The organism is Streptomyces sp. NRRL F-5630, assembly GCF_000719475.1.
Taxonomy (GTDB): domain Bacteria; phylum Actinomycetota; class Actinomycetes; order Streptomycetales; family Streptomycetaceae; genus Streptomyces.
In genome coordinates, this window is sequence record NZ_JOGO01000003.1 from 55,352 (window position 1) to 78,235 (window position 22,884).

A 22,884-nucleotide genomic window follows, 5' to 3' on the forward strand; every position below is an offset into this window, starting at 1 on the left:
GGGCGGGGCGCGCGGGGTGGCGGCGGCGGTGGGCCCGGCAATCCGGCGCCGCGCCGTTTGCTGATTTCGAGGCATTCTCGGCGCAGCCCATGGCGTGTCTTTTACCCCGCCTTGGTGCGGTACGCGAAGGTGGCGCCGTTTCGCGCGGCGTCCCCACCCCCGTCCGCGCGCCGTCAAAGACCCTGTGGCGCAAGGGACTTGAGTGGGCCATCGGGGCCGGTGGGGGAGCGGGTCGACCCGGGAGGGAGCCGTCCCCCACAATGGGCGCGGCCTCCCGTGCCCCTCGGGGCCTGTCGGTCGCGGCGTCCGGGCGATGCACTATGGCGGGAGCGGTTGCGCCGCGGGAGATCGTCCTTGTGTTCGCAACCTGCGGGAAACCGTGTGGTGGGATGCTCGTACGCCCAGGGCACGGCAACGGTGCAAGGCGGCTCGACCAGCAAGGATGGGTGGATATGAATAAGCAGCAGGAGTTCGTGCTCCGCACGCTTGAGGAGCGGGACATCCGTTTCGTGCGCCTCTGGTTCACCGACGTCCTCGGCTTCCTGAAATCCGTCGCCGTCGCCCCGGCCGAGCTGGAGCAGGCGTTCGACGAGGGCATCGGCTTCGACGGCTCCGCGATCGAGGGCTTCGCCCGCGTCTACGAGTCCGACATGATCGCCAAGCCCGATCCCGCCACCTTCCAGGTCCTGCCCTGGCGCGCCGAGGCCCCCGGCACCGCGCGCATGTTCTGCGACATCCTCATGCCGGACGGCTCCCCGTCCTTCGCCGACCCGCGCTACGTCCTCAAGCGCGCGCTCGCCAAGGCCTCCGACCTCGGCTTCACCTTCTACACCCACCCCGAGATCGAGTTCTTCCTCCTCAAGGAGAAGCCGGTCGACGGCTCGCGTCCCACCCCCGCCGACAACTCCGGCTACTTCGACCACACCCCGCAGAACGTCGGCATGGACTTCCGCCGCCAGGCGATCACCATGCTGGAGTCGATGGGCATCTCGGTCGAGTTCAGCCACCACGAGGGCGCCCCCGGCCAGCAGGAGATCGACCTCCGCTACGCCGACGCGCTCTCGACGGCCGACAACATCATGACGTTCCGCCTCGTCATGAAGCAGGTCGCGCTGGAGCAGGGCGTGCAGGCCACCTTCATGCCGAAGCCCTTCTCGGAGTTCCCCGGCTCGGGGATGCACAGCCACCTCTCCCTCTTCGAGGGCGACCGCAACGCCTTCTACGAGTCGGGTGCCGAGTACCAGCTCTCCAAGGTCGGCCGCTCCTTCATCGCCGGGCTCCTGCGCCACGCCGACGAGATCTCCGCCGTCACCAACCAGTGGGTCAACTCCTACAAGCGCATCTGGGGCGGTACGGAGCGCACGGCGGGCGCGGGCGGCGAGGCGCCCTCGTACATCTGCTGGGGCCACAACAACCGCTCCGCGCTCATCCGCGTCCCGATGTACAAGCCCGGCAAGACCGGCTCCGCCCGCGTCGAGGTCCGCTCCCTCGACTCCGGCGCCAACCCCTACCTCTCCTACGCGGTCCTCCTCGCCGCCGGCCTCAAGGGGATCGAGGAGGGCTACGAACTCCCCCCGGGCGCCGACGACGACGTCTGGGCCCTCTCCGACGCCGAACGCCGCGCGATGGGCATCGAGCCCCTTCCCCAGAACCTGGGCGAGGCCATCGCCCTGATGGAGCGCAGCGAACTCGTGGCGGAGACCCTGGGCGAGCACGTCTACGACTTCTTCCTCCGCAACAAGAAGCAGGAGTGGGAGGAGTACCGCAGCGAGGTCACGGCCTTCGAGCTGAAGAAGAACCTGCCGGTGCTGTAGGCGCAGGCCAGGGCGGGAAAAGGAGTATTCCGGCGGGACGCGGCGCGGGGGCGCGGCCTCCCGCCGGACGTGTTTGCTTCATCCCGGGCCGCCGCGGGGCCGTCCGGCCGCGGGGCCGTGCGCCCCGGCGTCGCTCCTCGGTGCCCAGTCCCTCCGGGCCCGGTCGGCGCGCGCCGCGCGTCCGGGCATTCCGGGCGTTGAAGGCGCTCTCGCTTCCTCCTCGGCGCTCACCTGCCGGTCGTCGTCGGAGGGGGCCCGGGTGGTGGTGCCGTACCCGCGTCCGGGCGCCGATACGGAGCCGGGCGCGGTGGCACACCGGGCCGGAGGGGGTGGCTCTCAGCCGAAGACTCCGGCCATCGTCCCCATCGTCTCCATGATCAGTTCGCGGGGGTCGTCCGCCTCGTCGCCCGCGACCCAGCGCTGCATGGCGAGGCGGATGGAGGCGAGGAAGGCGGCGCCGAGGCAGCCGGCTTCGAGGGGGGTGAGGCCGCCGCGGTCGGTGAGGGCCTGGCGCAAGTCCGTTTCGAGGACGGCGTGGTTGGCGAGCTGGCGGGCGAGCAGGGTGGGGTGGCGCAGCGCGAGGCGGGTGCGGATCGCGGTCTCGCGGTCGGGGGCCTTGTCGGTGGGGAAACGGTCGATGACGGCGTTCGCGAGGGCCTGCCAGGGGCCCTCGTGCGGAGGGCGGGCGCGGAAGGCGAGGACGAGGGCCTTGATGTGCTGCTCCTCGCCCCAGAGGACCGCGTCCTCCTTCGCCGTGAAGTAGTTGGAGAAGGTCCGGCGCGAGATGCCCGCGGCGTCGGCGATCGCCTCCACGGTGAGGTGCTCGAAACCGTGCTCGACCGCCAGATCCAGCGCCGCCTTGTGCACGGCTTCCCTGGTGGCGGCCTTCTTGCGCTCGCGCAAACCCACTGTGCTCTCCATGGTCCGTCCATCGTAGGCGACCCACTTTAAGTGCCCAGTGTGCAAAATTGCCCAGTGCGCATGTATGGTGAATCCGTCAGCGCGGAGACGAGCGGGGGCTCGGGCGAGCGCGCCGCGGGACCGCCCCGGCGCCCGGCCACCCCCGTACCGCGCCCGCGCACCACCCGTCCCGTACGTCCGTACGTCCACACGCCCGGTACGGCCGTGCGTCCGTTGCCCGTACGCCTGTACGCCTGTACGCCTGTACGTCCGTACGTCCCACTCCCGCATTCCGGAGGTAGCGCGTGAGCGCCCAAGCGGTGGCGGCGACGGAGTCCAGCGACTCCGCCCCCATGGATCACAAGCACGTCCTGCGGGCCCTCAGCGGCCTGCTCCTCGTGCTGTTCGTCGCGATGATCAGCTCCACCGTCGTCTCGGTGGCGCTGCCGCAGATCATCGGCTCACTCGGCGGCACCCAGTCGCAGTACACCTGGGTCGTCACCGCGACCCTGCTCGCCTCGACGGCGTCGACGCCGATCTGGGGCAAGCTCGCCGACCTCTTCAACAAGAAGCTGCTGCTCCAGATCGCCATCGGCATCTTCGTCGTCGCCTCGCTCGGCGCCGGATTCGCGCAGAACACCCCGACGCTCATCGGCTTCCGCGCCGTGCAGGGCCTCGGGATGGGCGCGCTCCAGGTGCTCGTGCAGGTGATCCTCGCGGCGATGATCAGCCCCAAGGAGCGCGGCAGGTACAACGGCTACCTCGGCGCCGTCATGGCCGTCGCCACGGTCGGCGGCCCACTGCTCGGCGGTGCGATCACCGACGTGGACTGGCTCGGCTGGCGCTGGTGCTTCTTCATCGCGCTGCCCTTCACCGCCGTCGCCTCGGTGATCCTCGCCCGCACCCTCCACCTGGAGGACATCCGCCGGCCCGACACGAAGGTCGACTACTGGGGCGCCTCGCTCATCGCGGCCGGGGTCAGCCTCCTGCTCCTGTGGGTCACCTTCGTCGACAACGACTTCGCCTGGATCTCCTGGCAGACGGGCGCGATGCTCGCGGGCACGGTGGTCCTGCTCGGCGCGGCCGTCGCGGTCGAGTCGAGGGTCTCCCAGCCGGTCATCCCGCTCCACGTCATCAAGCGCCGCGACCCCGCGCTCGCCATCGTCGCGAGCCTCGCGGTCGGCATGGCGATGTTCGGGGGCGCGGTCTTCCTCGGCCAGTACTTCCAGATCGGGCGCGGCAAGTCCCCGACCCAGGCGGGGCTGCTGACGATCCCGCTCATGGCCGGGGTGCTCCTCGCCTCGACGGTCGCGGGGCGGCTCGTCTCGAAGACGGGCAAGGTCAAGCCGTTCATCCTGGCCGGCACGGTGATCCTCGCGGGCGGTTTCTTCGGCCTCTCCACGATCGACGCGCACACCTCGCTCCTCGTCGTCGGCGCGTGGATGTTCCTCGTCGGCACCGGTGTCGGCATGTCGATGCAGAACCTCGTCCTGGTCCTCCAGAACACCGTGCCGCTCCACGAACTCGGCGCGGCGAGCGGCGCCATCACCTTCTTCCGCTCCCTGGGCGGCACGATCGGCGTCTCGGTCCTCGGCGCCGTGCTCGCGAACAGCGTGAGCGGCAGGATCGCGGACGGCCTGAGGGGACTCGGCATCGACGGCGCGGCGGGTGCCTCGGGCGGCGGCAGCGGCACGCTGGACGTCAAGGGGATGCCCGCCCCGGTCCAGGAGGTCGTCCGCGGCGCCTACGGCGACGCGACGGGCCACATCTTCCTGATCGCCGCCTTCATCGCCCTCGTCGGCATCCTCGCCGCCGCCTTCCTCACCCCCGCGACCCTCCGCGACAGCGTCGACCTGGCCGAGCCCCCGGCGGCGGACAGCGGTACGGAGCCGCAGGGCGGTACCGAACCGCGCGGCGGTACCGAGCCGCACGGCGGTACGGAGCCGCACGGCGGTACGGGCGGCCCGACGCCGCCCCCCGCCGCCGCGGCACCCGCGCCCGGCCGGGGCCCCGACGAAGGCCGCTCCCCGGCCCCCGTCCCGTAGCCGAGGCACCGGCGGAGGACCGCGGCCGACGCACCGGCGGGACTCCGTAACCGGCGCACCGGCGGCGATCCAGGGGCCACCCGGCACACGCACCGGGTGGCCCCGCCGCTTTCCCCACGCCCCGGCTACGCTCACCACCGTGGGCCCTGACCGGCAGGGTGATGGCAGGAGGGCGTGGCGATGACCGTCCCGAGCGGACGCAGGAGCAGTACCTTCACGCGGCTGCTGCGGTACGGGTTCGTCGATCCCTCGCACGCCGAGAAGCTGCTCGGCGAGGACGCCCTCGCGGCCGTGCGCACCGACCCCGTCCTGCTCGACGCGCTCGGGGCCGCCGCCGACCCGGACCTCGCCCTGCTCGGGCTCGTCCGGCTCGCGGAGGCGCAGCCCGACGCCGAGGCGCGGCGCACGCTGCTCACCACGCTCGTCTCCGCGAAGCCGCTGCGCGACCGGCTCCTCGGGGTGCTCGGCGCCTCCGAGGCGCTCGCCGACCACCTGGCGCGCCACCCGGAGGACTGGAAGACCCTGGTCACGTACGAGTCGAGCGACCTGCACCCCGATGTCGCCGAGTTCGAGCGCGGCCTCGCCGACGTCACCGACCCCGTCTCGCTCCGCGTCGCCTACCGCCGCTGCCTCCTGTCGATCGCCGCCCGCGACGTCACGGGCACCACCGACGTCAGCGAGACCGCCGCCGAACTCGCCGACCTCGCCACCGCGACGCTCCGCACCGCCCTGCGCCTCGCCCAGGAGGCCGCGCCCGAGGACGCCGCCGCCTGCCGCCTCGCCGTCCTCGCGATGGGCAAGTGCGGCGGCCACGAGCTGAACTACGTCTCCGACGTCGACGTCATCTACGTCGGCGAACCCGCCCACGACGGCGTCGACGAGGGCGAGGCGATCCGCGCCGCGACCCGCCTCGCGGCCCACCTCATGCGCATCTGCTCCGAGAGCACCGTCGAGGGCACCATCTGGCCCGTCGACGCCAACCTCCGCCCCGAGGGCCGCAACGGCCCCCTCGTGCGCACCCTCTCCAGCCACCTCGCCTACTACCACCGCTGGGCCAAGACCTGGGAGTTCCAGGCGCTGTTGAAGGCCCGGCCCGTCGCGGGCGACCTCGCGCTCGGCCGGGAGTACGTGGAGGCCCTCGCCCCCCTCGTCTGGCAGGCGTCCGAGCGCGAGAACTTCGTCACCGACACGCAGCGGATGCGCCGCCGTGTCATCGACGCCATCCCCGCGGCCGAGGCCGAACGCGAACTCAAGCTCGGCCCCGGCGGTCTGCGCGACGTCGAGTTCGCCGTCCAGCTCCTCCAGCTCGTCCACGGCCGCACCGACACGAGCCTGCGCAACCCGACGACGCTCGCCGCGCTCGCCGAACTCGCCGACGGCGGCTACATCGGCCGCACCGACGCCTTCCAGCTCGACGAGGCGTACCGCTTCCTGCGCTCCCTCGAACACCGCATCCAGCTCTTCAAGCTGCGCCGCACCCACCTCGTCCCCGAGGACGAGGCCGACCTGCGCCGCCTCGGCCGCTCCCTCGGCCTGCGCACCGAGCCCATCGCCTCGCTCCTCAAGGAGTGGAAGCGCCACTCCGGCGCCGCCCGCCGCATCCACGAGAAGCTCTTCTACCGCCCACTCCTCGACGCCGTCGCCCACCTCGCCCCCGGCGAGGCCGGGCTGAGCCCCGCCGCCGCGCGCGACCGCCTCGTCGCCCTCGGCTACGCGGACCCGGCCTCGGCGCTGCGCCACCTCGAAGCCCTCACCCACGGCGTCTCGCGCCGCGCCGCGATCCAGCGCACCCTGCTCCCCGTCCTCCTCGCCTGGTTCGCCGACTCCGCCGACCCCGACGCCGGGCTCCTCAACTTCCGCAAGGTCTCCGACGCCCTCGGCAAGACACCCTGGTACCTGCGGCTGCTGCGCGACGAGGGCGCCGCCGCCGAGAACCTCGCCCGCGTCCTGTCCGCGGGCCGCCTCGCCCCCGACCTCCTGCTGCGCGCCCCCGAGGCCGTCGCGCTCCTCGGCGACCCGGCCGGACTCGACCCGCGTCCGCGCGCCCAGCTCGAACAGGAGATCCTCGCCGCCGTGGGACGGGCCGAGAGCCCCGAGGCGGGAGTCGTCGCCGCGCGCGGTGTGCGCCGCCGGGAGCTGTTCCGCACCGCCGCCGCCGACCTCATCGGCTCCTACGGCACCGAGGACACCCCCGCCGAGGAGGACCACGGGACGCTCGTCGACCGTGTCGGCTCCGCCGTCTCCGACCTCACCGCCGCGACCCTCGCGGGCACCCTGCGCGCCGTCGTCCGCGCCGGCTGGGGCGAGGAACTGCCCACGCGGTTCACCGTGATCGGCATGGGCCGCTTCGGCGGCCACGAACTCGCCTACGGCTCCGACGCCGATGTCCTCTTCGTCCACGCGCCGCGCGAGGGCGTCGACGAGGCCGAGGCGTCCCGCGCGGCGAACGCCGTCGTCGCCGAGATGCGCCGCCTCCTCCAGCTCCCCAGCGCCGACCCGCCCCTCCTCATCGACACCGACCTGCGCCCCGAGGGCCGCAACGGCCCCCTCGTGCGCACCCCCGGCTCGTACGCCGCCTACTACCGGCGCTGGTCGCAGACCTGGGAGGCGCAGGCCCTCCTGCGCGCCGAACCCGTCGCGGGCGACGCCGGACTCGGGCGAGCCTTCACCGAACTGATCGACCCGCTCCGCTATCCCGCCGAGGGCGTCGGCGAGGAGGCGGTACGCGAGATCCGCCGCCTCAAGGCCCGCATGGAGGCCGAACGCGTCCCGCGCGGCCAGGACCCCACCCTCCACACCAAGCTTGGGCGCGGCGGCCTCTCCGACGTCGAGTGGACCGTCCAGCTCCTCCAGCTCCGCCACGCCCACCACGAGCCCGGACTGCGCACGACCCGTACCCGCGCAGCCCTCGCCGCCGCATTCGAGGCGGGCCTCCTCGACCAGGAACAGGCCCGCATCCTCGACGAGGCGTGGGTCCTCGCCGCACGCGTGCGCAACGCGGTCATGCTCGTACGGGGCCGGGCCGGCGACACCTTCCCGACCGACACCCGCGAACTCGGCGCCGTGAGCCGCTACCTGGGCTACGAGGCCGGGCACGCGGGGGACATGCTGGAGGACTACCGGCGCACCACCCGGCGGGCACGCGGCGTCGTGGAGGAGCTGTTCTACGGGGCGGCGCTGTGAACGCCGCGCCTCTCAGCGCGAGGCCCGTGCCGCCTGGGCCGCCCCCGCCGCGCGCAGCCGTGAGCCCTTGCCCGGTGAGGTGATCAGCCGGGGCAGCGCGTAGGGCAGCTTCCCGTACCAGAGGGAGGCCACCACGTACCCGAAGGCGAGGCAGAGGAGGCCGCCGACCGCGTCGAGCCAGAAGTGGTTCGCCGTCGCCACGATGACCGTCAGCGTCGCCATCGGGTAGAGCGCCCCGAGGATCTTCGCCCACGGCGTCTTCGCGAGGGCGATGATCGTCAGGCCCGCCCACGTGGACCAGCCGATGTGCATCGAGGGCATCGCGGCGTACTGGTTCGACACGTGCTTGAGGTTGCCCGAGGCCATCGAGCCCCACGTCTCGTGCACGAGGACGGTGTCGATGAAGTGGGTGTTCGTCATGAGGCGGGGCGGCGCCAGCGGGTACAGGTAGTAGCCGAGCAGGGCCGCGCCCGTCGTCGCGAAGAGCACGAGGCGCGCCGCCGCGTACCGCCCCGGGTGCCACTTGAAGAGCCAGACGAGCACGCCCAGCGTCACGACGAAGTGCAGGGTCGCGTAGTAGTAGTTCATCCCGACGATGAGCCAGGTGATCTTGTCGATGGCGTGGTTGACCGACTGCTCGAAGGCCAGGCCGAGATCGTGCTCGACGCGCCAGATCCAGTCCGCGTGGCGCAGCGCCGCGGCGCGCTGCTCGGGGACCGCGTTGCGGATCAGTGAGTAGACCCAGTAACTGAGGCCGATGAGGAGGATCTCGAACCAGAGCCGGGGCCGCTTCGGGGTGCGCAGGCGCCGCACCGTGCGGCGCACGGCGGTGGGGCGATCGGGCCGCTCCGTCGCGGGTGAGGAGGCGGCCGGTTCACGGCCTTCCATCGGTGTCACAGTCATCTCACCCATGAGCAGAGAGTCTGCCAGAATCCGGCACGAATGCTGATCATCCCTCCGGTCGGCCTCGCTCCCCTCTTCTCCGCCTGAAGGATGAGGGCCGGGCGCGGGGACTCCGGGGAAACCCTGACCGGGCCTCCCGCCCCCTCCTTCCCCGCGCGGGGCTCCTCTCACCCCCCGCTCGCCCACCACCCGCACGTGCCCCCGGGCAGCACCGCGCGCCCGCCCGCCGCCTCCACCGGGCCCGAGGCGAGCAGCGGGAAGCCTCGCCGCGTTGGGCGCGCTCGGCAGCCCGGCCGCGTCCCCGCCGCCCGGCCCCGTCCCGCACGACAGCCCCGCCCCGGAAGTACGCGGGGTCCTGGCGTGCCCCCTCCGGCGGGTCGAGCACCTCCGGCAGTCCCAGCTCCTCGCCCTGGTACCCGTACACCGAGTCCGGCAGCGCGAGCGTGAGCAGCGCCGCCGGTCTGTCACGGACCTGTCACCAGAACGCCAACGACGCCTGAAAGTCCGCGCCTTGGGCATCAGAGAGCTGTGAAGGACGGGCCGACGCGAGTGCGCGGCCCCTACGGGAGAGAGGGGAGCGCCGTCATGCCCCAGAAGACCGCCGTGTCCGAGGAGAGGGCGGGGACGACGCCGCGCCGCGGGACCGGCCTGCCCTGGTGGGGGAAGCTCCTCGCGGCTCTCGTGGCACTCGTCGTGCTGTTCGTCCTGCTCATCCGGTTCGCCGTGATCCCCGGCCTCGGCGAGCTGTTCGGCGAGGAGACCCACGACCGCACCGGGCCCGCGCTGCTCAAGTCCATCAAGGACATGAGCCGTTACGAGGCCGCCACGGGCAACTTCCAGGTCGTCGTGGACCTGGAGAAGGACACGAAGTACCTCCCCGACGCCCTCAAGGGCAAGCGCACGCTCTACGTCGGCGCGGGCGCCGTCTCCGCCTACGTGGAACTCGGCGGCCTCAAGGACGACGACGTCCGCGTCAACGACGACCGCACCGAGGCGACCCTGCGCCTGCCGCACGCCGTGCTCGGCAAGCCCGCGCTCGACCCCGACCGCTCCTACGCGGTCTCCAAGCAGCGCGGACTCTTCGACCGGCTCGGCGACTTCTTCTCCGACAACCCGAACGACGAACGCGCCGTCCAGAAGCTCGCCGCGCAGCACATCGGCGACGCCGCCAAGGACAGCGAACTGACCGGGCGCGCCGAGAAGAACACGACCGCGATGCTGGAGGGACTGCTGCACTCGCTCGGCTTCGACACGGTGCACATCACGTACGCGGCGAAGAAATGACCTCCCGCGCCTCCGCCTCCGCCTCCGCCTCCGCTCGCGCCCGCGGCAGCCCCGCGGGCGCGAGCGCGAAGAGCCCGGCGACCAGCTCGGCGAAGGGCCCGTCCACGGGCTCCCGCGCCAGGATCCCCCGCAGCAGCGCCGCTAGTTCGGGATCGCGCTGCGCGCTCACCGCGAGCAGCGCGACGAAGTCGTGCACGAGCTGGCGCTCCAGCTCGGCGCGCGCCAGGCGCCGCCCGTCGAGCCACAGGAGCGCCGTCGACTCGGCGAGCGAGACCCACGACCGTACGACGAGGTCGAGGCGTGCCGAGGGCTCGGCGACGCCGAGGTGGGCGAGGATCTGGTCCCGCGCGGCCTGCCGCACCGCGTCGATGAGCGCGTTCGCCGCCTCCCCCGAGGGCACGGAGGGGCCGCCGCGCATGAGCGCCGAGAACCCGGGGCCGTGCGCGTCCACGAAGTCGAAGTAGCGCTCCATGACCCGCGACAGCCGCGCCCCGAGCGGCCCTTCCCGCGGCTCCACGAAGCGGTGCGCGAGATCGTCGGCCGCGCGCCGCAGCGCGGCCTCGTAGAGGCTGAGCTTGCCGGGGAAGTAGTGGTAGACGAGGGGCCGCGAGATCCCGGCGGCGGCCGCGATCTCGTCTATCGACACGTCGGCGGGAGGGCGGCGGCTGAACAACTCCAGTGCCACGGAGATCAACTGTTCCCGGCGCTCCTCGACACCCATCCTGCGGCGCACCCCGGTCGTCATACGAACAGCCTACCGAGAGAGGCGGGTTAGGGCAGCGGGGGGACCGGAGGGAGGCGCCCGGAACCGGCCCGCCCCCGTATCCCCGCCGCCTCAGCGCCTGTTCAGCCCAGGCCGTCGAGCGTGCCGCCGGTCACGAGGGTGGCGCTCAGGGCCGCCGTCGAGCCCTTCCGGGCGGGAAGGGCGAAGAGCCGGGTCGGGGAGGAGCCGCGGATGCCGTCGCGCGCCGTGATCGAGGCGACCCCCTCGGAGCCCGCCGCGAGGACGTACCACTGGCCCGAAGGAGCCTTCCACATGGCGCCCGCGAGGACGTCCGGCTGCCGCGCGCCGCACGAGGGCGAGTCGCCGGCCTGCGCGGCGACGGAGCCGAGCGCGTGGCCGGGGGCGCGGTACTCGGCGAGCGTCAGCGTGCCGCCGCCCCGCCACGTCTCCATCCGCGTGCACGCCCACCGCGCCGTCCCCGCCCCCTCGGGCAGCGGCTGCCGCGCGTACGACCAGGAGTTGACCGCCCGCACGCCGCGCCCCTGGCCCGCCACGAGCGAGCACGCCGAGGGTGCCCACGCGGTCCTGCTCGCCAGGTCGTCGACCTCCCCCGGAGCGGCCGGGGCGCCGGTCGTGAGGTGCGCGGGCAACAGGTCGCCGAGGTCGGTGTACAGCCGCGCGTGGCCGTCGCGCCCGGTGACCTGCACCGTGTTCCACGTCGTGCAGCCGCCGCCGGGGGCGGGCTTGCGGCCCGGCTGCTGGAAAGGCCACACCGTCCCGTCCCGCTCCGTCGCGCGCGGCGTCGAGGCGCGCTGCGGGGCGCGCAGATCCCGCTGCGCCACGGACTTCACCCACGGCGCGGTCAGATACCGCACGTTGCCGTCGGTACGCGCCACCGCGACCACCGCGGCGCCCGCCTCGTCGACGCCGTCGGCCCGTACGAGATCGAGCGCCGGATCGCCGAAGCCGTCGCCCGCCGCCTCCGCGTACCGCACGAGGCGCAGCCCGTCGTAGAAGAGCACGATGTCCGCCCCCGCCGTGTGCCCGGCCCACAGCAGCCGGGGCGGCCCCGCCGGGCCCCCGAGCGGCGTGCCCGGTGTCGCCGAGACGTGCGTCCGGGGACCGGGGCGGGCCCAGGCGCGCAAGGCCCGGCCGAGCAGGGCCCGGTCGGAGACGAGCTCGCCGCGCGCCGGCCACACCGAGAAGTCGCGGCGTGCCGCCGTCTCCCAGGCGTCGGGGGCCACCGTCGTCAGGCGCGCCGGGTCGAGCGACTCGCGCTCCGCCACGCTCGGCAGGGAGGCGGGCTCCTGGCTCCGCGTGAGCGCCCAGCCCGTGAACGCCGCCCCGCACACGAGGAGCACCGCCGCGCCCGCGCCGAGCGCCCGCACGCCCTGGCGACGCCGGACGAGGTCGGTGGGCCGGGCCTGGAGCGAGCAGGGGTCGAACTCGGGCGAGGCGAGCAGCGCCGCCGCCCGCGCCCCCGCGGGGACCTCGGCCCCCGCCGCCTCGCCGAGCGCGGCTCCCGCGTCCGCCGCGCCCGCCTCCGTGAGCAGCGCCCGCGCCGCCTCCGCGTCGAGGCCCTCCAGGTGCAGCAGCGCGTACGCGGCACGGCCCGCCCCGCTCAGCCGCGACAGCGCCTGGTCCAGGGCGAGTTCCTCGGTGCCGCCCGCACGCGGGAAGAGCTTGAGCCCCCACACCCGCGGCAGCCCGAACGGCACCCGCGCCTTGCCCGGCCTCCCGGAGCCGCCCTCGCCGCAGGCCCGCAACGCCTCGCGGAGTACCCGCACCCGCACGCAGGCGTACCCCGCGTCGCGTGCCGAGACGCCGCCCCCGGACCGGTCCCGGCCGCCGTCCGGCCCCGCCGCGCGCGGGCCCGGCACCCGCGCGCCCGCGAGTTCCCCGCGCCGCGGCAGGGCCCGCTGGGTGAGCGCGTGCGCCGCGAGGACGCGGCGGGCGCGGCCGAGCGAGGAGGGCAGCACGAGGTGCGCGAGCCGCACGAGTCGTGGGTAGTGCTCGACGAGCGCCGCCTCCGCCTGTGCGAAGCCGACCGGCGCGGGGCCGGGGGAGGAGGGGGCGGTGCCGGAACGCGACCGGCGGGAGCGTCGGGGGGCGAGCTTCGCGGAATCCACGTCCAGCGCAACGAGAAACGCCCCCCGAGGTCACCGCACGAGCGGGCCGCCCCACGTCCTCCGCACACGAGCGGCCGCGCCGACGGCGTCCGCGCGGCAGTCGCCCACGAGGTCAGATGCCGGTGTCCCCCCGCAGCGCCTCCCGGCCCGGCTGCTTCCCGTCGAGGAAGGCGAGGACCGCGAGGACCCGGCGGTTGTCGTCGTCGGAGACTTCCAGCCCCAGGCGGCCGAAGATGTTCGACGTGTGCTTGGCGATCGCCCGCTCGGTCACCACGAGCCGCTCGGCGATCGCCGCGTTCGAGCGGCCCTGCGCCATCAGTTCGAGCACCTCGCGCTCGCGCGCCGTGAGCCGGGCGAGCGGCCGCTCGGCGGCGGGACGGCGCAGCAACTGCGAGATGACCTGCGGGTCCATCGCCGTACCGCCCGCGGCGACCTGCCGCACCGCCGCCACGAACTGCTCGGCGTCGAACACCCGGTCCTTGAGCAGATACCCGACCCCGCCGTTGCCGTCCGCGAGCAACTCCCGCGCGTACAACTGCTCGACGTGCTGCGAGAGCACCAGCACCGGGAGCCCCGGCCGCTCGCGCCGGGCGGCGAGGGCGCATTGCAGGCCCTCGTCGGTGTACGAGGGCGGCAGCCGGACGTCCACGATCGCGACGTCCGGGCGCTCCGCGGCGAGCGCCCGGGTCAGCTCGGGCCCGCTCTCCACCGCGGCGACGATCTCGCACTCGTACGCTTCGAGCAGGCGCACCAGACCGTCCCGCAGCAGAAACAGGTCCTCGGCTAGGACAACACGCACGGCAGCTCCACGGTGGCCAGAGTGGGGCCGCCGGGGGGAGAAGTGACGGCCAGGACACCGTCGAAGGTACCGAGCCGCCGCTCGATCCCGGCGAGCCCCGTCCCCTTCGCGGCGCTCGCCCCGCCCTCGCCGTTGTCCCCGACGCTGATCCGCAGCCGCCCCTCGCGGTACCCGAGGTCGACCCAGACGCGGTCCGCGCCCGAGTGCTTGACCGCGTTGGCGAGCAACTCGCTCGTCGCGAAGTACGCCGCCGCCTCGACCGGCGCCTCGGCGCGCCCCCGCACCTCCGCCACGACCTCCGTCTCGACGGGCAGCCGCAGCGCCAGCGCCCGCACCGCGTCCACGAGCCCGCGCTCGGCGAGCACCGGGGGGTGGATGCCGCGTACGAGGTCCCGCAGCTCGCCGAGCGCCTCCGCCGAGGACTGCCGCGCCTTGCCGAGCAGTTCCTTCGCCTTCGCCGGGTCGCGCTCCACGAGCGACTCGATGAGCCCGAGATCCATGCCCACCGCGACGAGCCGCGCCTGCGCCCCGTCGTGCAGGTCCCGCTCGATGCGGCGCAGTTCGGCCGCCGAGGTGTCGACGGCGTCCTCGCGGGTGGCCGTGAGCCGGTTGATCCGCGCGGCCATCTCCTGCTCGCGGCTCGGCGCGAGCACCGCACGCGTCAGCCGGAAGTACGCCCGGACGAACGCCGGGGCCGACCAGCGGGCGGTGAGCGCGATCACCACGCCGAGCGCGAAAGCGAGGAGGGCCGTCGCCTGGCTGTCCACCGGGATGAAGAGGTACCACTCCGGGCTGTGTTCGAAGACCCGCCACCCGCCGGCCGCGAGCACCACGCCCCACACCGGGTAGAGCAGCGCGGCCGGTGCGAGGACGGCGAGGACGAGACCCGCCGTGCAGTCCACGAACAGCCAGCCGATGTCCCGCCACGTGGCCGGGTCCCGCAGTAGCGCGAGACACAGGCTCGCCTCGCCCGCGAGGCCCGGCTTGAGCGGCGGCAGCGGGCGGTAGGCGACGCCGATCCGGACCCCGCCCCACTCCAGGGCGCGCGTACGGCGACCCAGCGCGTACTCGCGGATCACGGCGAGGAGCGGCGGCGTCGTGATCAGCCCCACGCCGAGGGGGATGAGACAGAGCGAGACCAGCACGAGGCAGAACAGCAGGCAGGACACGCCGAGCGAGACGGCCGCGAGCACCGCCCCCCGCACCCCGGCGCGGAAGACCCGCGCCACCCCGTGCCCCTCGTCGCGGCGCCCCTCGCCCTCCGCCGCCGCCAGGAACCGCTCGGCCGTGCGCTCCCCGGCCCGCAGGCGGGCGTACACGCGCCGCCCGCCCTCGTCCTCGTTCGCCGTCAGCCCGCCCATGATCAACCACTTCCTCCACCACGGACCCGACGGCCCGGCCGGGCCCCGGCGGCCCGACACCCCGATTCTGCGGGGCGCCTTCGCCGTCCGGCAGCCGTCCTGCCCCCGTCCCGGGGGTGTACCTGAGTACACCCCCGGGACTCGCCCACGAGCCCCCGCCTCCGCCCGCGCGAGAAGCCCCGGGCCGAGGCGCCTGCGCGGGGACCGTCAGGCGCCTCGGCCCGATCTCCCCGCAGGAGGGGCCTCCGCCCGCAGCGCGGCCCCTCGGCGGCCCGTGCCCGTCCGGCCGGGTTCACCCCTCGCGCTCGCCCAGCGCCGCCAGGGCCGCCGCCTCCTTCTCCGCGTCCAGCCCCACCGCCGCCTTCGGGTTCGTCCACGGCGGCAGCGTCCCCCCTGCCTCGCCCGACAGCCACGCCCACGTGTCCGTGACCGTCTCCGCCACCGGCCGGCACCGAAGCCCCGCCTCAAGCGTCGCGGTCACGTCCGCCGTGTGCATCGCCCCGTGCATCTCGCCCGGCGGGCACCACACCGGCAGTTCCGTCCACGGCGCGATCCCCGCCGCCTCCACCTGCTCCGGGGTCGCCCAGCGCAGCACCGCGTCCGAGCCGGTCACCGTGCGGCAGGTCTCCAGGAATTCACCCATCGTCGTGTGCCCCGAGGGACTGACCAGGTCGAAGGCGCCGGAGCGGCCCGCCGTGCCCGCGTCGAGCAGCCATGCCGCCAGGTCCCGCGCGTCGATGTACGCGAGCGGCAGCTCGCGCGGCCCCGGCGCGAGCACCTCGCCGCCGCGCCGCATCCGCAGCAGCCACCACGGGAGCCGTCCGATGTTCTCGTGCGGGCCCAGGATGAGACCCGCCCGCGCGAAGAGCGCCCGGTCCTCGCCGAAGGCGCGCGCGACGGCCAGCTCCGCGCTCCGCTTGTCGCGCGGGTAGTCGCGCTCCTCGGCGTCCGGGTCGCCCTCCACGAGCGGCGCCTCGGTGCCGGTACCCGCCGGACGGGGCCACGTGTACACCGAGCACGTCGACACGTACACGTACCGCCCGGCCCGCTCCTTCAGGGCCTCGGCGGCGTCCCGTACCGCCCGCGGTCCGCGCGGCCACGTGTCCACGACGAGATCCCACTCGCCGCCTTCGAGCGCCGCGAGCCCGCCGGGCGCCGTCCGGTCGCCGACGAGCGCGCGGACACCCTCCGGCGCGGGCTTCGTGCCCCGGTTGAGCACGGTCACGTCCCAGCCGCGCGCGAGTCCCGCCTCGGCCGTCGCGCGCCCCACGAACTCGGTCCCGCCCAGGACGAGCAGCCGTGTCGCCGACGCGTTCGCTGATGTGTTCGCTGTCATGCGAGGAGCGTGCCCGTTCCGGACGGGGCCGGGGACCGTTTTTCGCTCTCGGAGGAGCTTGTGCGCTGTCGGCCGAACTCCCGCGTGTCCGGGAACCTTTCCCGCACGCGCGGTGCCACGGGCGACGGCGTCGCGCGCTCAGCGCAGCGGCGGCGTGTACTTGTACCCGACCCGCCGCACCGTCTGGATGCTGTGCCGGTACGCGCTGCCGAGCTTGCGGCGCAGCCGTGCGATGTGCACGTCCACGGTGCGCCCGTCGCCGACGTGCCCGTAGCCCCACACCGTCGTGACCAACTGGTCGCGCGTGTGCACCCGGTGGGGGTGCGCGACGAGGTGCGCGAGGAGTTCGAACTCCAGGTACGTGAGGTCGAGCGGGCGGCCGTCGACCTCGGCGGTCCTGCGGTGCGCGTCGACCCGGACGGCCTCGGCACGGGGCTCGGGCGCGGCGGGCTCCGGTTCCGGCGTGGCGGGCTCCGGTTCGGGCACGGCGCTCACGGCGGGCGCGGCGGCCTCCGCGAAGGGCGGCTGCTGGCCGGCCGGTACGAGCACGAGGTACCCGACCATCGGCGGGTTGCCCGGCAGTGCGGGCAACGTGTGCGGCGGCACGGGGAGCCACGTCGCCCCGGCGGGCAGCGCGACCTCGGGGGCGGGGGCGGGCTCACCCGCCTCGACGGCCCGCAGCCGGTGACGCGGGGGGCCCACCGGGCTCACGGGCCGGGCGAGCGGGGCGGTGGAGAGGGAAGGATGGTTCGCCATGGGAGGTGTCAGCTCTTTTCGCACGAAGCGGCACCGAGGCGGTGCCGGGGATGCCACGGAAGGGACATACGTCGTCGCGCGGACCGAAGACCTGAGCCCGGCCGGAAGGGCGGGGAGGGTGTTAGAGGGCCCGTGCGTTCCGCGGGGGCTGACACACCCGGTCGAAATCGTGGTGCTGACGGGACGGCCAGAACGGTTCGAGGTCGACGTGACCCGTCACGAGGTTCCGAAAGCTGTCCATGTGTCCATTGAAGCAGATGACATGAGGCCCGGGGAGAGGGTTTCGGCCGAAGCCGAAGCGAAAAGCCGACGCACGACAGCCGCCGCGCGCAAGGGCGTTCACCCCGTCAGCCAGCGGTCCGCCGACGTGTCCGAGGGGCTCCGGGGGCGCCGCCGTACCCCTGTGGCACTCCCGTGTTCGAACGCCTCAAATCCCCTTCCACCAGCGGCTTTTGTCAGTCCTCGGCAGTAGAATGGAGGCAGTGTTCGAACGTGGACGGGGGAGCGGGACCGACCTCACGCCTGGCCGGTCCCGCCCTCGTCCGACGGCTCAGGAGGATGCCCGTGGCCCGAGCAGCGACCCTCGACCCGACCGCCCCCGCGACCGCTTCCACGACCCCGCTCTTCGACCTCCCCTACATGCCCGTCGAGAAGAGGGCCCTGCCCGCGGGCCGCCCCCGCGAGTGGTACATCGCGCACAACCGCCGCCTCAAGGCCATGCGGCTCGCGATCGTGCTCCTCGACGCGGGCGTCTGGCGTCCCGAGCAGGCACACGACCGCACCATCCGGCTCGCCGCCGAGCGCGTCGGCATCCACCCGCCGTCCCCCGTCACCTGCCACATGGTGCGCGCGCTCATGCGCTACAGCCGCTGACGGGACGACGGCAGGGGCCCGTACGGGCCGGGGTCACTCCCGCTCCGCCCGTACGAGCCCCGGCACCCGGTACCCCGCCTCCGGCACGTACAGCCGCAGCACCGCCCGGAAGGGCCCCGCCGGGACCGGGACCCAGTTCGCCGCCGCCGTGCGCGGCGGGCGCGCCGAGAGGCGCAGGACCACGGTGCCGTCCGGCTCGCGGACGAGGCCGGGCGTGCGGTCGCTCACCGCGCGCGGCTCGGGCCCCGGGCGGCGCGGCACCCCGTACGCGCTCAGCGCCCAGCCGTGCGCGGGCGGCGGGGGCGGCAGGCGCAGCGTGTACGCGTTCGCCCCGTCGAGCCGCTCCCCGGCCGCGTCCCGGTACGTCTGCGTCGTCGTCGCCTCGTACCCGTGCGGCCCCCACAGCCCGACCCGCGCGGCGACCGCGCGCCGCAGATACGCCTCGGAGCGGTCCGCGACGCGCCAGGGCGGGGCGTCGAGCGTGCCCGGGCCGAGGTGGTCGAGGTTGAAGTCGAAGAGGTGCGCCGCGCCCTTCCAGCCCTCACGGGAGCCGCCCTCCGCCTCCGAAGCGACGGCCCCGGCGGAACCGCCGCCCTCCGCCGACCTCCCGGAAGGGGCGCCGTCCCCCTCGCGCCCGTCCTGGCCCCACCGCCACGCCGCCGCCTCGATCTGCGCGCGCCCCGCCGCCTCCCCCTCCTCCAGCGCCCACCGCAACTCCGCCGCCGGCTCCGCGTACGGCGTCGCGCCCTCCTCCAGGAGACCGAGCGACTGGAACCGCTCCTGGTAGGCGCGATCGGCCCCCGAGGGCGGGAAATCGCCCGCCCACACCCGCAACCGCTCCCAGAAGCGCAGCGCCGGCTCGGCGAGCGGGTCACCGCCGGGGAGCCCGCCGCGCCCCAGGCCCGGCGCGGTGAGCGGGTGCAGCGCGAGCCCGGCCCGCAGCTCCCGCACCGCCGCGACGTCCTCCGCGTCCCCGAGCACGCAGGCGTACCGCACCACGAGCGTCGCGACCGCCGTCGGGGCCTCGATCACCTCCCGCACACTCCCCGGCACCTGCCCGTCCCAGCCGGGCGGCGCGAGCAGCCAGCTCCCGCCGTCCGCCCCGCCGGCCCGCAGCCCCACGTACGCGAAGTCGTTGGTCCACGCGTCCACGAACTGGTACACGGCGTAGCGCGGACCGCTCGGCGGGACCTGGAGGACGAGCGGCCCCTCGGAGAGGTCGAGAGGGGCGAGCGAGCACAGCGTGCCCTCGTCGCCGGGCCAGCCCGTGGCGGGCTCGGCGTGCGCGAAATGGTTGAAGGCCGTCGCCGGCAGCGAGCCGAGCCCGTCCTGCGTGAGCATCCCGACCGTCTCCAGGCCGCGCACGAGCGGCGTGCCGTAGACGTACGCCTCGGCGGCGAGCGAAGCCGCCCGGGTCTCGTGCCCCATCCCGCCTCCTCCTGCCTGCCTCGTCTCAAGGTCACACGCCCCCCGCCCTCCCGCATCCCGAGTCGCACCCCAGTGCGACCCGTCCCCTCACCGGGTGGCGCACGTCCCCCACACGGACCGACGCGAATTCGGACAGGCGCGCTCGCGCGGGCCGCAGGAGTGAACGGGCGCAGCGCCCGCGCCGCCGGCTCGTTGGCCGGTCAGATCGCCGCGCGTGACCGGGCGATCGCCATACGTGACGCACGCCCGTGCGCGTAGGTACCGGACAGCCCGCGCGCACGCGGCGAACAGCCCGCACGCGTACGCACCGAGCGGTCCGTGCGCCCGCGCGCCGAGCAGCCCGTACGAGAGGACGCCGCCCATGCCCCAGTCGCACCCCGCCCCTCCCCGCCCCGCCCCCTCGCGCCCCGGGTGCGCGCGGTGAGCCGCCTCTCGCTCGTCCTGAGCGCCGCCTACCTCGCCGCGGTGGTCTGGCTCGGGCACTGCGCCACGGCGAGCGCCCGGAACGGCGCCTGGTGGACGGCCCTCGCCTTCGTCGCCGGATCGGCGCTCCTGGTCACCGCGCTCCTGCGCGAGCACGAGTGCGCCGAGGAGCACGTCCCGCGACCCGCCCCCGTTCCGCCCCCACGACCCGTCGCCGACTGGCAGGTCTTCGAGGCGCTGTGCTGTCTGCGCGCCTGGGAGACGCGGGGCCGCGCGCACGACCCCGCGCACTGCTCGTGCCGCGACTCGCTGTCCTCGTGAGGAGCGGCGAACGACCGTGGGGAGCCGGTGACCGCGCGGGGAGGGGGTGATTCGGAACCCCCGTGGCGCTTGAGGCAGGATGCGCATATGCCCGAACCCGCAGAGCCGCCCGAGCAGGAACCGGCGGACGAGACCTCCGCCGATCCCGAGAGACGCGACCTGCCCGGCGACGCCGCCGGGATGTGGCTCGTCCGGGCCTCCGGCGAGCTGGACCTCGACACCGTGGGAGCGCTGCGCCGGGAACTGGAGGAGGCCGCCGCGCGCTACCCGGTCGTGATACTCGACCTGAGCCGCGTCGGCTTCGGCGACTCCAGCTTCCTCAACCTCCTCATCCGCGCCCGCACCACCACCCGGCTGCGCCTGGTCGCGCCCACGGACGCGCTGCGCCAGCTCTTCGCGCTGACGGGCACGGACACGGTCCTCGACGTGTACGAGACGATCGGCGAGGCGATCGACGCCGACTGAGGTCCTGTCAGCGCTTCCCCTCGGCGGGCGGCTTGCGCTGCGCGGGGATGAAGCCGGGATGCTCGTACGCGCTGTGGGCGGACGTCAGCGACAGCCGCGCCCGCACCGTCTTGCCTCCCCCGGCCCGCTCCGCGACCTCGACCCGCGCGAGCTTCGTCACGAGGCCCCACCCGTATCCGCCCTCCCGCACGAGCGGCTGCGGCCTGCGCTCGTAGGGCCGCGCGTCCGACCCGTCCGAGACGCTGATCTCCACCTCGCCGTCCCCGACACTCACCCGGAACCGGGTGACACCCCCGGCGTGCCGCACGGCATTGCTCACCAGCTCCGAGGCCACGAGCACCGCGTCGGCGAGCACGAGCACATCCACCGGCGGCCGCACCGCCAGCAGAGCGTCGTACACCTGCTCCCGGGCCTCCCCGGGCCGCAGCCCGCCCCCGCCCCGGCCCGTGCGCCGCTCGTGCGTGTTCTCGCCCTCGATGCCATGCCCTCCGGCGTGCCCGTCCTCGTCCGACACCACCACTCACCTGCCCGCATTCGCTCGCATCCGTTCTCACCCGCCCCTGTGCTCCGGGTGCCCCGAGTCGGGCGCGGCGCACATGCTTTGTGCGGGGCTCCCGGCGTTTCCCGCGCGACGCGGGCCCTCGGGAGGCGGGCGGGGGCGGCGGCGCGGAGGATGTCCGCGCGTGGGGCCGAGAGGGCGGAGGCGGGTGACGACGGGGGAGAGGGCGAGGTTCCGATGGTGCCCGGGAACCGTACGGGGCCGATGCGCGCGCTCAGCGGGTCCCGGGACGCGTCGCGGCCGCGACGCCTGTGGCGACGGCGAGCGGGTCGGTCAGGGGGCGGCCGAGCAGCCGGACGAGGTCGGGGGTGGTGTCGCCGAGGAATCCGTGGCGGACACCGGACGCGATCGAGGCGAGCATCGGCGGCTGGAAGGGCAGCAGGGTGTCATCGGCGAGGAGCCGGTCCCGGTACTCGCCGAGCCCGATCGCACGGTGCGCGACTCCGAGGTTGTCGGCGACGCCGGTCGCGGTGACCGGTTCGCCGACCAGGTCGTAGGTCTTGCCCGCGTGCGCGGCCGGATCGCCGGCCACGACCGCCGCGGCAGCGGCCAGGTCCGCCCGCGCGACCGCGGAGAGCGCGCCGTCGCCGAACGCTGATTCCAGGCCCTCAGGGGTCCAGGTCAGCAGCGCGCCGAAGAGTTCGGCGTAAAGGCCGTTGCGCAGGATCGTCCAGTCGAGCCCGCTGGCCTTGACCAGGCGCTCGGTGGCCCGGTGGGCGAGCGCGAAGCCGAGGTGGTCACCGTCGCCGGTGAGGCTGGTGTACACCACGTGGGTCACCCTGTCGCGCACCGCGGCGTCGAGAACGGCCCGGTGACGCGCGATGACCTGGTCGTCCTCGGCGTACCCCGCCGAGACGAGGACCAGCGTCGAGACCTGCGTGAGGTCGAGGCTCGCGGGCTCGTCGAAGTCGAGGCCCCGCTGCCCCTCGGCAGGCGATCGACTGCCGCCCACGGCGGGTATGTCGCGCTCCGCCAGTTCCTGGAGTGTGAGGGAGGCGAACTGTCCGTTCGCGCCGGTGACCATGATCATTTCGGTTCTGTCTCCTGCCGTGGTTCTCTTCAGTAACTACGGTGGAGATCCCCGACCGGCCGTCGTCGGCTCACAAGGAGGCAGTTTCATGTCACTGACGCACACCGGTGTGACCACGGGAGCCGCCGAGCTTGAGCCGTGCGGACAGCGGGACCACCCCGACTGCGGCATCAGAGACGTCCTCGACCGGGTCGGGGACAAGTGGTCGGTCCTCGTCATCGTCGAACTCGCCAACGGCCCGCGACGCTTCCGGGAGCTCCAGCGCGCCGTCGAGGGCATCTCCCAGCGCATGCTGACCCTGACGGTGCGCAGGCTGGAGCGGGACGGACTGGTCCTTCGGACCGTCTATCCGACGGTGCCGGCCCAGGTCGACTACCGGCTCACGGAGACCGGCGCCAGCCTCACCCACCTCGTCAAGGCGCTCGCCGACTGGTCACTCGCACACCGCGCGGACATCGCCCAGGCACGCGCGTCCTACGACAGCGAGCACCCTGACAACGAGATCCGATGACCGGCGGAACGGCACCGAGTCCCTGACGCGAGACATCCAG

At 74.3% G+C, this 22,884-nt stretch carries 19 protein-coding genes and 1 pseudogene; 8 read left to right on the plus strand and 12 right to left on the minus strand.

From position 1 onward, the window contains the following. Positions 1-452 precede the first annotated feature (452 nt). A complete protein-coding gene (locus IF99_RS0101560; protein WP_009064627.1) occupies positions 453-1,814 on the plus strand; it encodes a glutamine synthetase family protein in 1,362 nt (453 codons plus the stop codon). 336 nt (positions 1,815-2,150) lie between these two features. Here IF99_RS0101560 and IF99_RS0101565 read toward each other — a convergent pair whose 3' ends face one another. After that, entirely contained in the window at positions 2,151-2,735 is a 585-nt protein-coding gene (locus tag IF99_RS0101565; protein WP_030994441.1) for a TetR/AcrR family transcriptional regulator, read from the minus strand. Between the two features lie 332 nt (positions 2,736-3,067). On the opposite strand from IF99_RS0101565, the gene IF99_RS0101570 reads away from it, so the two are divergent. Both IF99_RS0101570 and IF99_RS0101575 read left to right on the plus strand, forming a co-directional pair. Beyond that, a complete protein-coding gene (locus tag IF99_RS0101570) occupies positions 3,068-4,759 on the plus strand; it encodes an MDR family MFS transporter (protein ID WP_051703327.1) in 1,692 nt (563 codons plus the stop codon). Between the two features lie 180 nt (positions 4,760-4,939). Further along, positions 4,940-7,942, plus strand: coding sequence for a bifunctional [glutamine synthetase] adenylyltransferase/[glutamine synthetase]-adenylyl-L-tyrosine phosphorylase (locus IF99_RS0101575; protein ID WP_030994444.1), 3,003 nt, complete (start codon positions 4,940-4,942; stop codon positions 7,940-7,942). A gap of 12 nt (positions 7,943-7,954) precedes the next feature. Here IF99_RS0101575 and IF99_RS0101580 read toward each other — a convergent pair whose 3' ends face one another. Both IF99_RS0101580 and IF99_RS35675 read right to left on the minus strand, forming a co-directional pair. After that, positions 7,955-8,854, minus strand: a complete 900-nt coding sequence (locus IF99_RS0101580; protein WP_030994445.1) for a phosphatase PAP2 family protein — start codon at positions 8,852-8,854, stop codon at positions 7,955-7,957. Between the two features lie 245 nt (positions 8,855-9,099). Beyond that, positions 9,100-9,314 (minus strand): annotated as a pseudogene (locus tag IF99_RS35675) (alpha-glucosidase); the annotation flags it as partial. A gap of 116 nt (positions 9,315-9,430) precedes the next feature. Between IF99_RS35675 and IF99_RS0101585 the strand changes: the two are divergent. Then, the gene (locus tag IF99_RS0101585; RefSeq protein WP_030994446.1) at positions 9,431-10,129 is read left to right on the plus strand and encodes a DUF4230 domain-containing protein; all 699 of its coding nucleotides are present in this window, start codon (positions 9,431-9,433) and stop codon (positions 10,127-10,129) included. Here the strand turns inward: IF99_RS0101585 and IF99_RS0101590 are convergent. The 6 genes from IF99_RS0101590 to IF99_RS0101615 form a co-directional block, all read right to left on the minus strand. Beyond that, a complete protein-coding gene (locus IF99_RS0101590; RefSeq protein ID WP_078654946.1) occupies positions 10,107-10,874 on the minus strand; it encodes a TetR/AcrR family transcriptional regulator in 768 nt (255 codons plus the stop codon). The genes IF99_RS0101585 and IF99_RS0101590 overlap by 23 nt on opposite strands. 101 nt (positions 10,875-10,975) lie before the next feature. Next, entirely contained in the window at positions 10,976-12,982 is a 2,007-nt protein-coding gene (locus tag IF99_RS0101595) for a hypothetical protein (RefSeq protein WP_030994448.1), read from the minus strand. 112 nt (positions 12,983-13,094) lie between these two features. After that, positions 13,095-13,781 carry a response regulator gene (locus IF99_RS0101600; RefSeq protein ID WP_030994449.1) on the minus strand — a complete coding sequence of 229 codons (687 nt, stop codon included), beginning with the start codon at positions 13,779-13,781 and terminating at the stop codon, positions 13,095-13,097. Continuing rightward, entirely contained in the window at positions 13,766-15,142 is a 1,377-nt protein-coding gene (locus IF99_RS0101605; protein WP_030994450.1) for a sensor histidine kinase, read from the minus strand. The genes IF99_RS0101600 and IF99_RS0101605 overlap by 16 nt, the downstream gene beginning before the upstream one ends. A gap of 292 nt (positions 15,143-15,434) precedes the next feature. Further along, positions 15,435-16,478, minus strand: a complete 1,044-nt coding sequence (locus IF99_RS0101610) for an NAD-dependent epimerase/dehydratase family protein (protein WP_030994451.1) — start codon at positions 16,476-16,478, stop codon at positions 15,435-15,437. A 138-nt stretch (positions 16,479-16,616) separates the two neighbouring features. Next, positions 16,617-17,234 carry a winged helix-turn-helix domain-containing protein gene (locus IF99_RS0101615; protein WP_030994453.1) on the minus strand — a complete coding sequence of 206 codons (618 nt, stop codon included), beginning with the start codon at positions 17,232-17,234 and terminating at the stop codon, positions 16,617-16,619. A gap of 558 nt (positions 17,235-17,792) precedes the next feature. On the opposite strand from IF99_RS0101615, the gene IF99_RS0101620 reads away from it, so the two are divergent. Further along, on the plus strand, positions 17,793-18,107 hold the full coding sequence (locus IF99_RS0101620; RefSeq protein WP_030994454.1) for a hypothetical protein: 315 nt from the start codon (positions 17,793-17,795) through the stop codon (positions 18,105-18,107). A 33-nt stretch (positions 18,108-18,140) separates the two neighbouring features. Here IF99_RS0101620 and IF99_RS0101625 read toward each other — a convergent pair whose 3' ends face one another. After that, positions 18,141-19,535: a DUF1254 domain-containing protein gene (locus IF99_RS0101625; protein ID WP_030994455.1), complete on the minus strand. Its 1,395-nt coding sequence runs from the start codon at positions 19,533-19,535 to the stop codon at positions 18,141-18,143. A gap of 420 nt (positions 19,536-19,955) precedes the next feature. Here IF99_RS0101625 and IF99_RS0101630 point away from each other — a divergent pair, with 420 nt between their 5' ends. Both IF99_RS0101630 and IF99_RS0101635 read left to right on the plus strand, forming a co-directional pair. Then, the gene (locus tag IF99_RS0101630; RefSeq protein WP_234340549.1) at positions 19,956-20,279 is read left to right on the plus strand and encodes a hypothetical protein; all 324 of its coding nucleotides are present in this window, start codon (positions 19,956-19,958) and stop codon (positions 20,277-20,279) included. A gap of 87 nt (positions 20,280-20,366) precedes the next feature. Next, entirely contained in the window at positions 20,367-20,744 is a 378-nt protein-coding gene (locus IF99_RS0101635) for an STAS domain-containing protein (protein WP_030994457.1), read from the plus strand. A 7-nt stretch (positions 20,745-20,751) separates the two neighbouring features. Here the strand turns inward: IF99_RS0101635 and IF99_RS0101640 are convergent, their stop codons facing one another. Together IF99_RS0101640 and IF99_RS0101645 are read right to left on the minus strand one after the other, a co-directional pair. After that, entirely contained in the window at positions 20,752-21,258 is a 507-nt protein-coding gene (locus IF99_RS0101640; RefSeq protein WP_234340550.1) for an ATP-binding protein, read from the minus strand. Between the two features lie 259 nt (positions 21,259-21,517). Beyond that, complete coding sequence (locus IF99_RS0101645) at positions 21,518-22,333, minus strand: NAD(P)H-binding protein (protein ID WP_030994459.1); 816 nt, start codon at positions 22,331-22,333, stop codon at positions 21,518-21,520. Between the two features lie 88 nt (positions 22,334-22,421). Here IF99_RS0101645 and IF99_RS0101650 point away from each other — a divergent pair, with 88 nt between their 5' ends. Next, entirely contained in the window at positions 22,422-22,844 is a 423-nt protein-coding gene (locus IF99_RS0101650) for a winged helix-turn-helix transcriptional regulator (RefSeq protein ID WP_030994460.1), read from the plus strand. Positions 22,845-22,884: the final 40 nt, after the last annotated feature.

Bases quoted from the DNA above. Each gene is read 5' to 3' on its own strand.
- IF99_RS0101560 (WP_009064627.1), top strand. From the start codon at position 453: ATGAATAAGCAGCAGGAGTTCGTGCTCCGCACGCTTGAGGAGCGGGAC.
- IF99_RS0101565 (WP_030994441.1), bottom strand. From the start codon at position 2,735: ATGGAGAGCACAGTGGGTTTGCGCGAGCGCAAGAAGGCCGCCACCAGG.
- IF99_RS0101570 (WP_051703327.1), top strand. From the start codon at position 3,068: ATGGATCACAAGCACGTCCTGCGGGCCCTCAGCGGCCTGCTCCTCGTG.
- IF99_RS0101575 (WP_030994444.1), top strand. From the start codon at position 4,940: ATGACCGTCCCGAGCGGACGCAGGAGCAGTACCTTCACGCGGCTGCTG.
- IF99_RS0101580 (WP_030994445.1), bottom strand. From the start codon at position 8,854: ATGGGTGAGATGACTGTGACACCGATGGAAGGCCGTGAACCGGCCGCC.
- IF99_RS0101585 (WP_030994446.1), top strand. From the start codon at position 9,431: ATGCCCCAGAAGACCGCCGTGTCCGAGGAGAGGGCGGGGACGACGCCG.
- IF99_RS0101590 (WP_078654946.1), bottom strand. From the start codon at position 10,874: ATGACGACCGGGGTGCGCCGCAGGATGGGTGTCGAGGAGCGCCGGGAA.
- IF99_RS0101605 (WP_030994450.1), bottom strand. From the start codon at position 15,142: ATGGGCGGGCTGACGGCGAACGAGGACGAGGGCGGGCGGCGCGTGTAC.
- IF99_RS0101610 (WP_030994451.1), bottom strand. From the start codon at position 16,478: ATGACAGCGAACACATCAGCGAACGCGTCGGCGACACGGCTGCTCGTC.
- IF99_RS0101615 (WP_030994453.1), bottom strand. From the start codon at position 17,234: ATGGCGAACCATCCTTCCCTCTCCACCGCCCCGCTCGCCCGGCCCGTG.
- IF99_RS0101620 (WP_030994454.1), top strand. From the start codon at position 17,793: ATGCCCGTGGCCCGAGCAGCGACCCTCGACCCGACCGCCCCCGCGACC.
- IF99_RS0101625 (WP_030994455.1), bottom strand. From the start codon at position 19,535: ATGGGGCACGAGACCCGGGCGGCTTCGCTCGCCGCCGAGGCGTACGTC.
- IF99_RS0101635 (WP_030994457.1), top strand. From the start codon at position 20,367: ATGCCCGAACCCGCAGAGCCGCCCGAGCAGGAACCGGCGGACGAGACC.
- IF99_RS0101645 (WP_030994459.1), bottom strand. From the start codon at position 22,333: ATGATCATGGTCACCGGCGCGAACGGACAGTTCGCCTCCCTCACACTC.
- IF99_RS0101650 (WP_030994460.1), top strand. From the start codon at position 22,422: ATGTCACTGACGCACACCGGTGTGACCACGGGAGCCGCCGAGCTTGAG.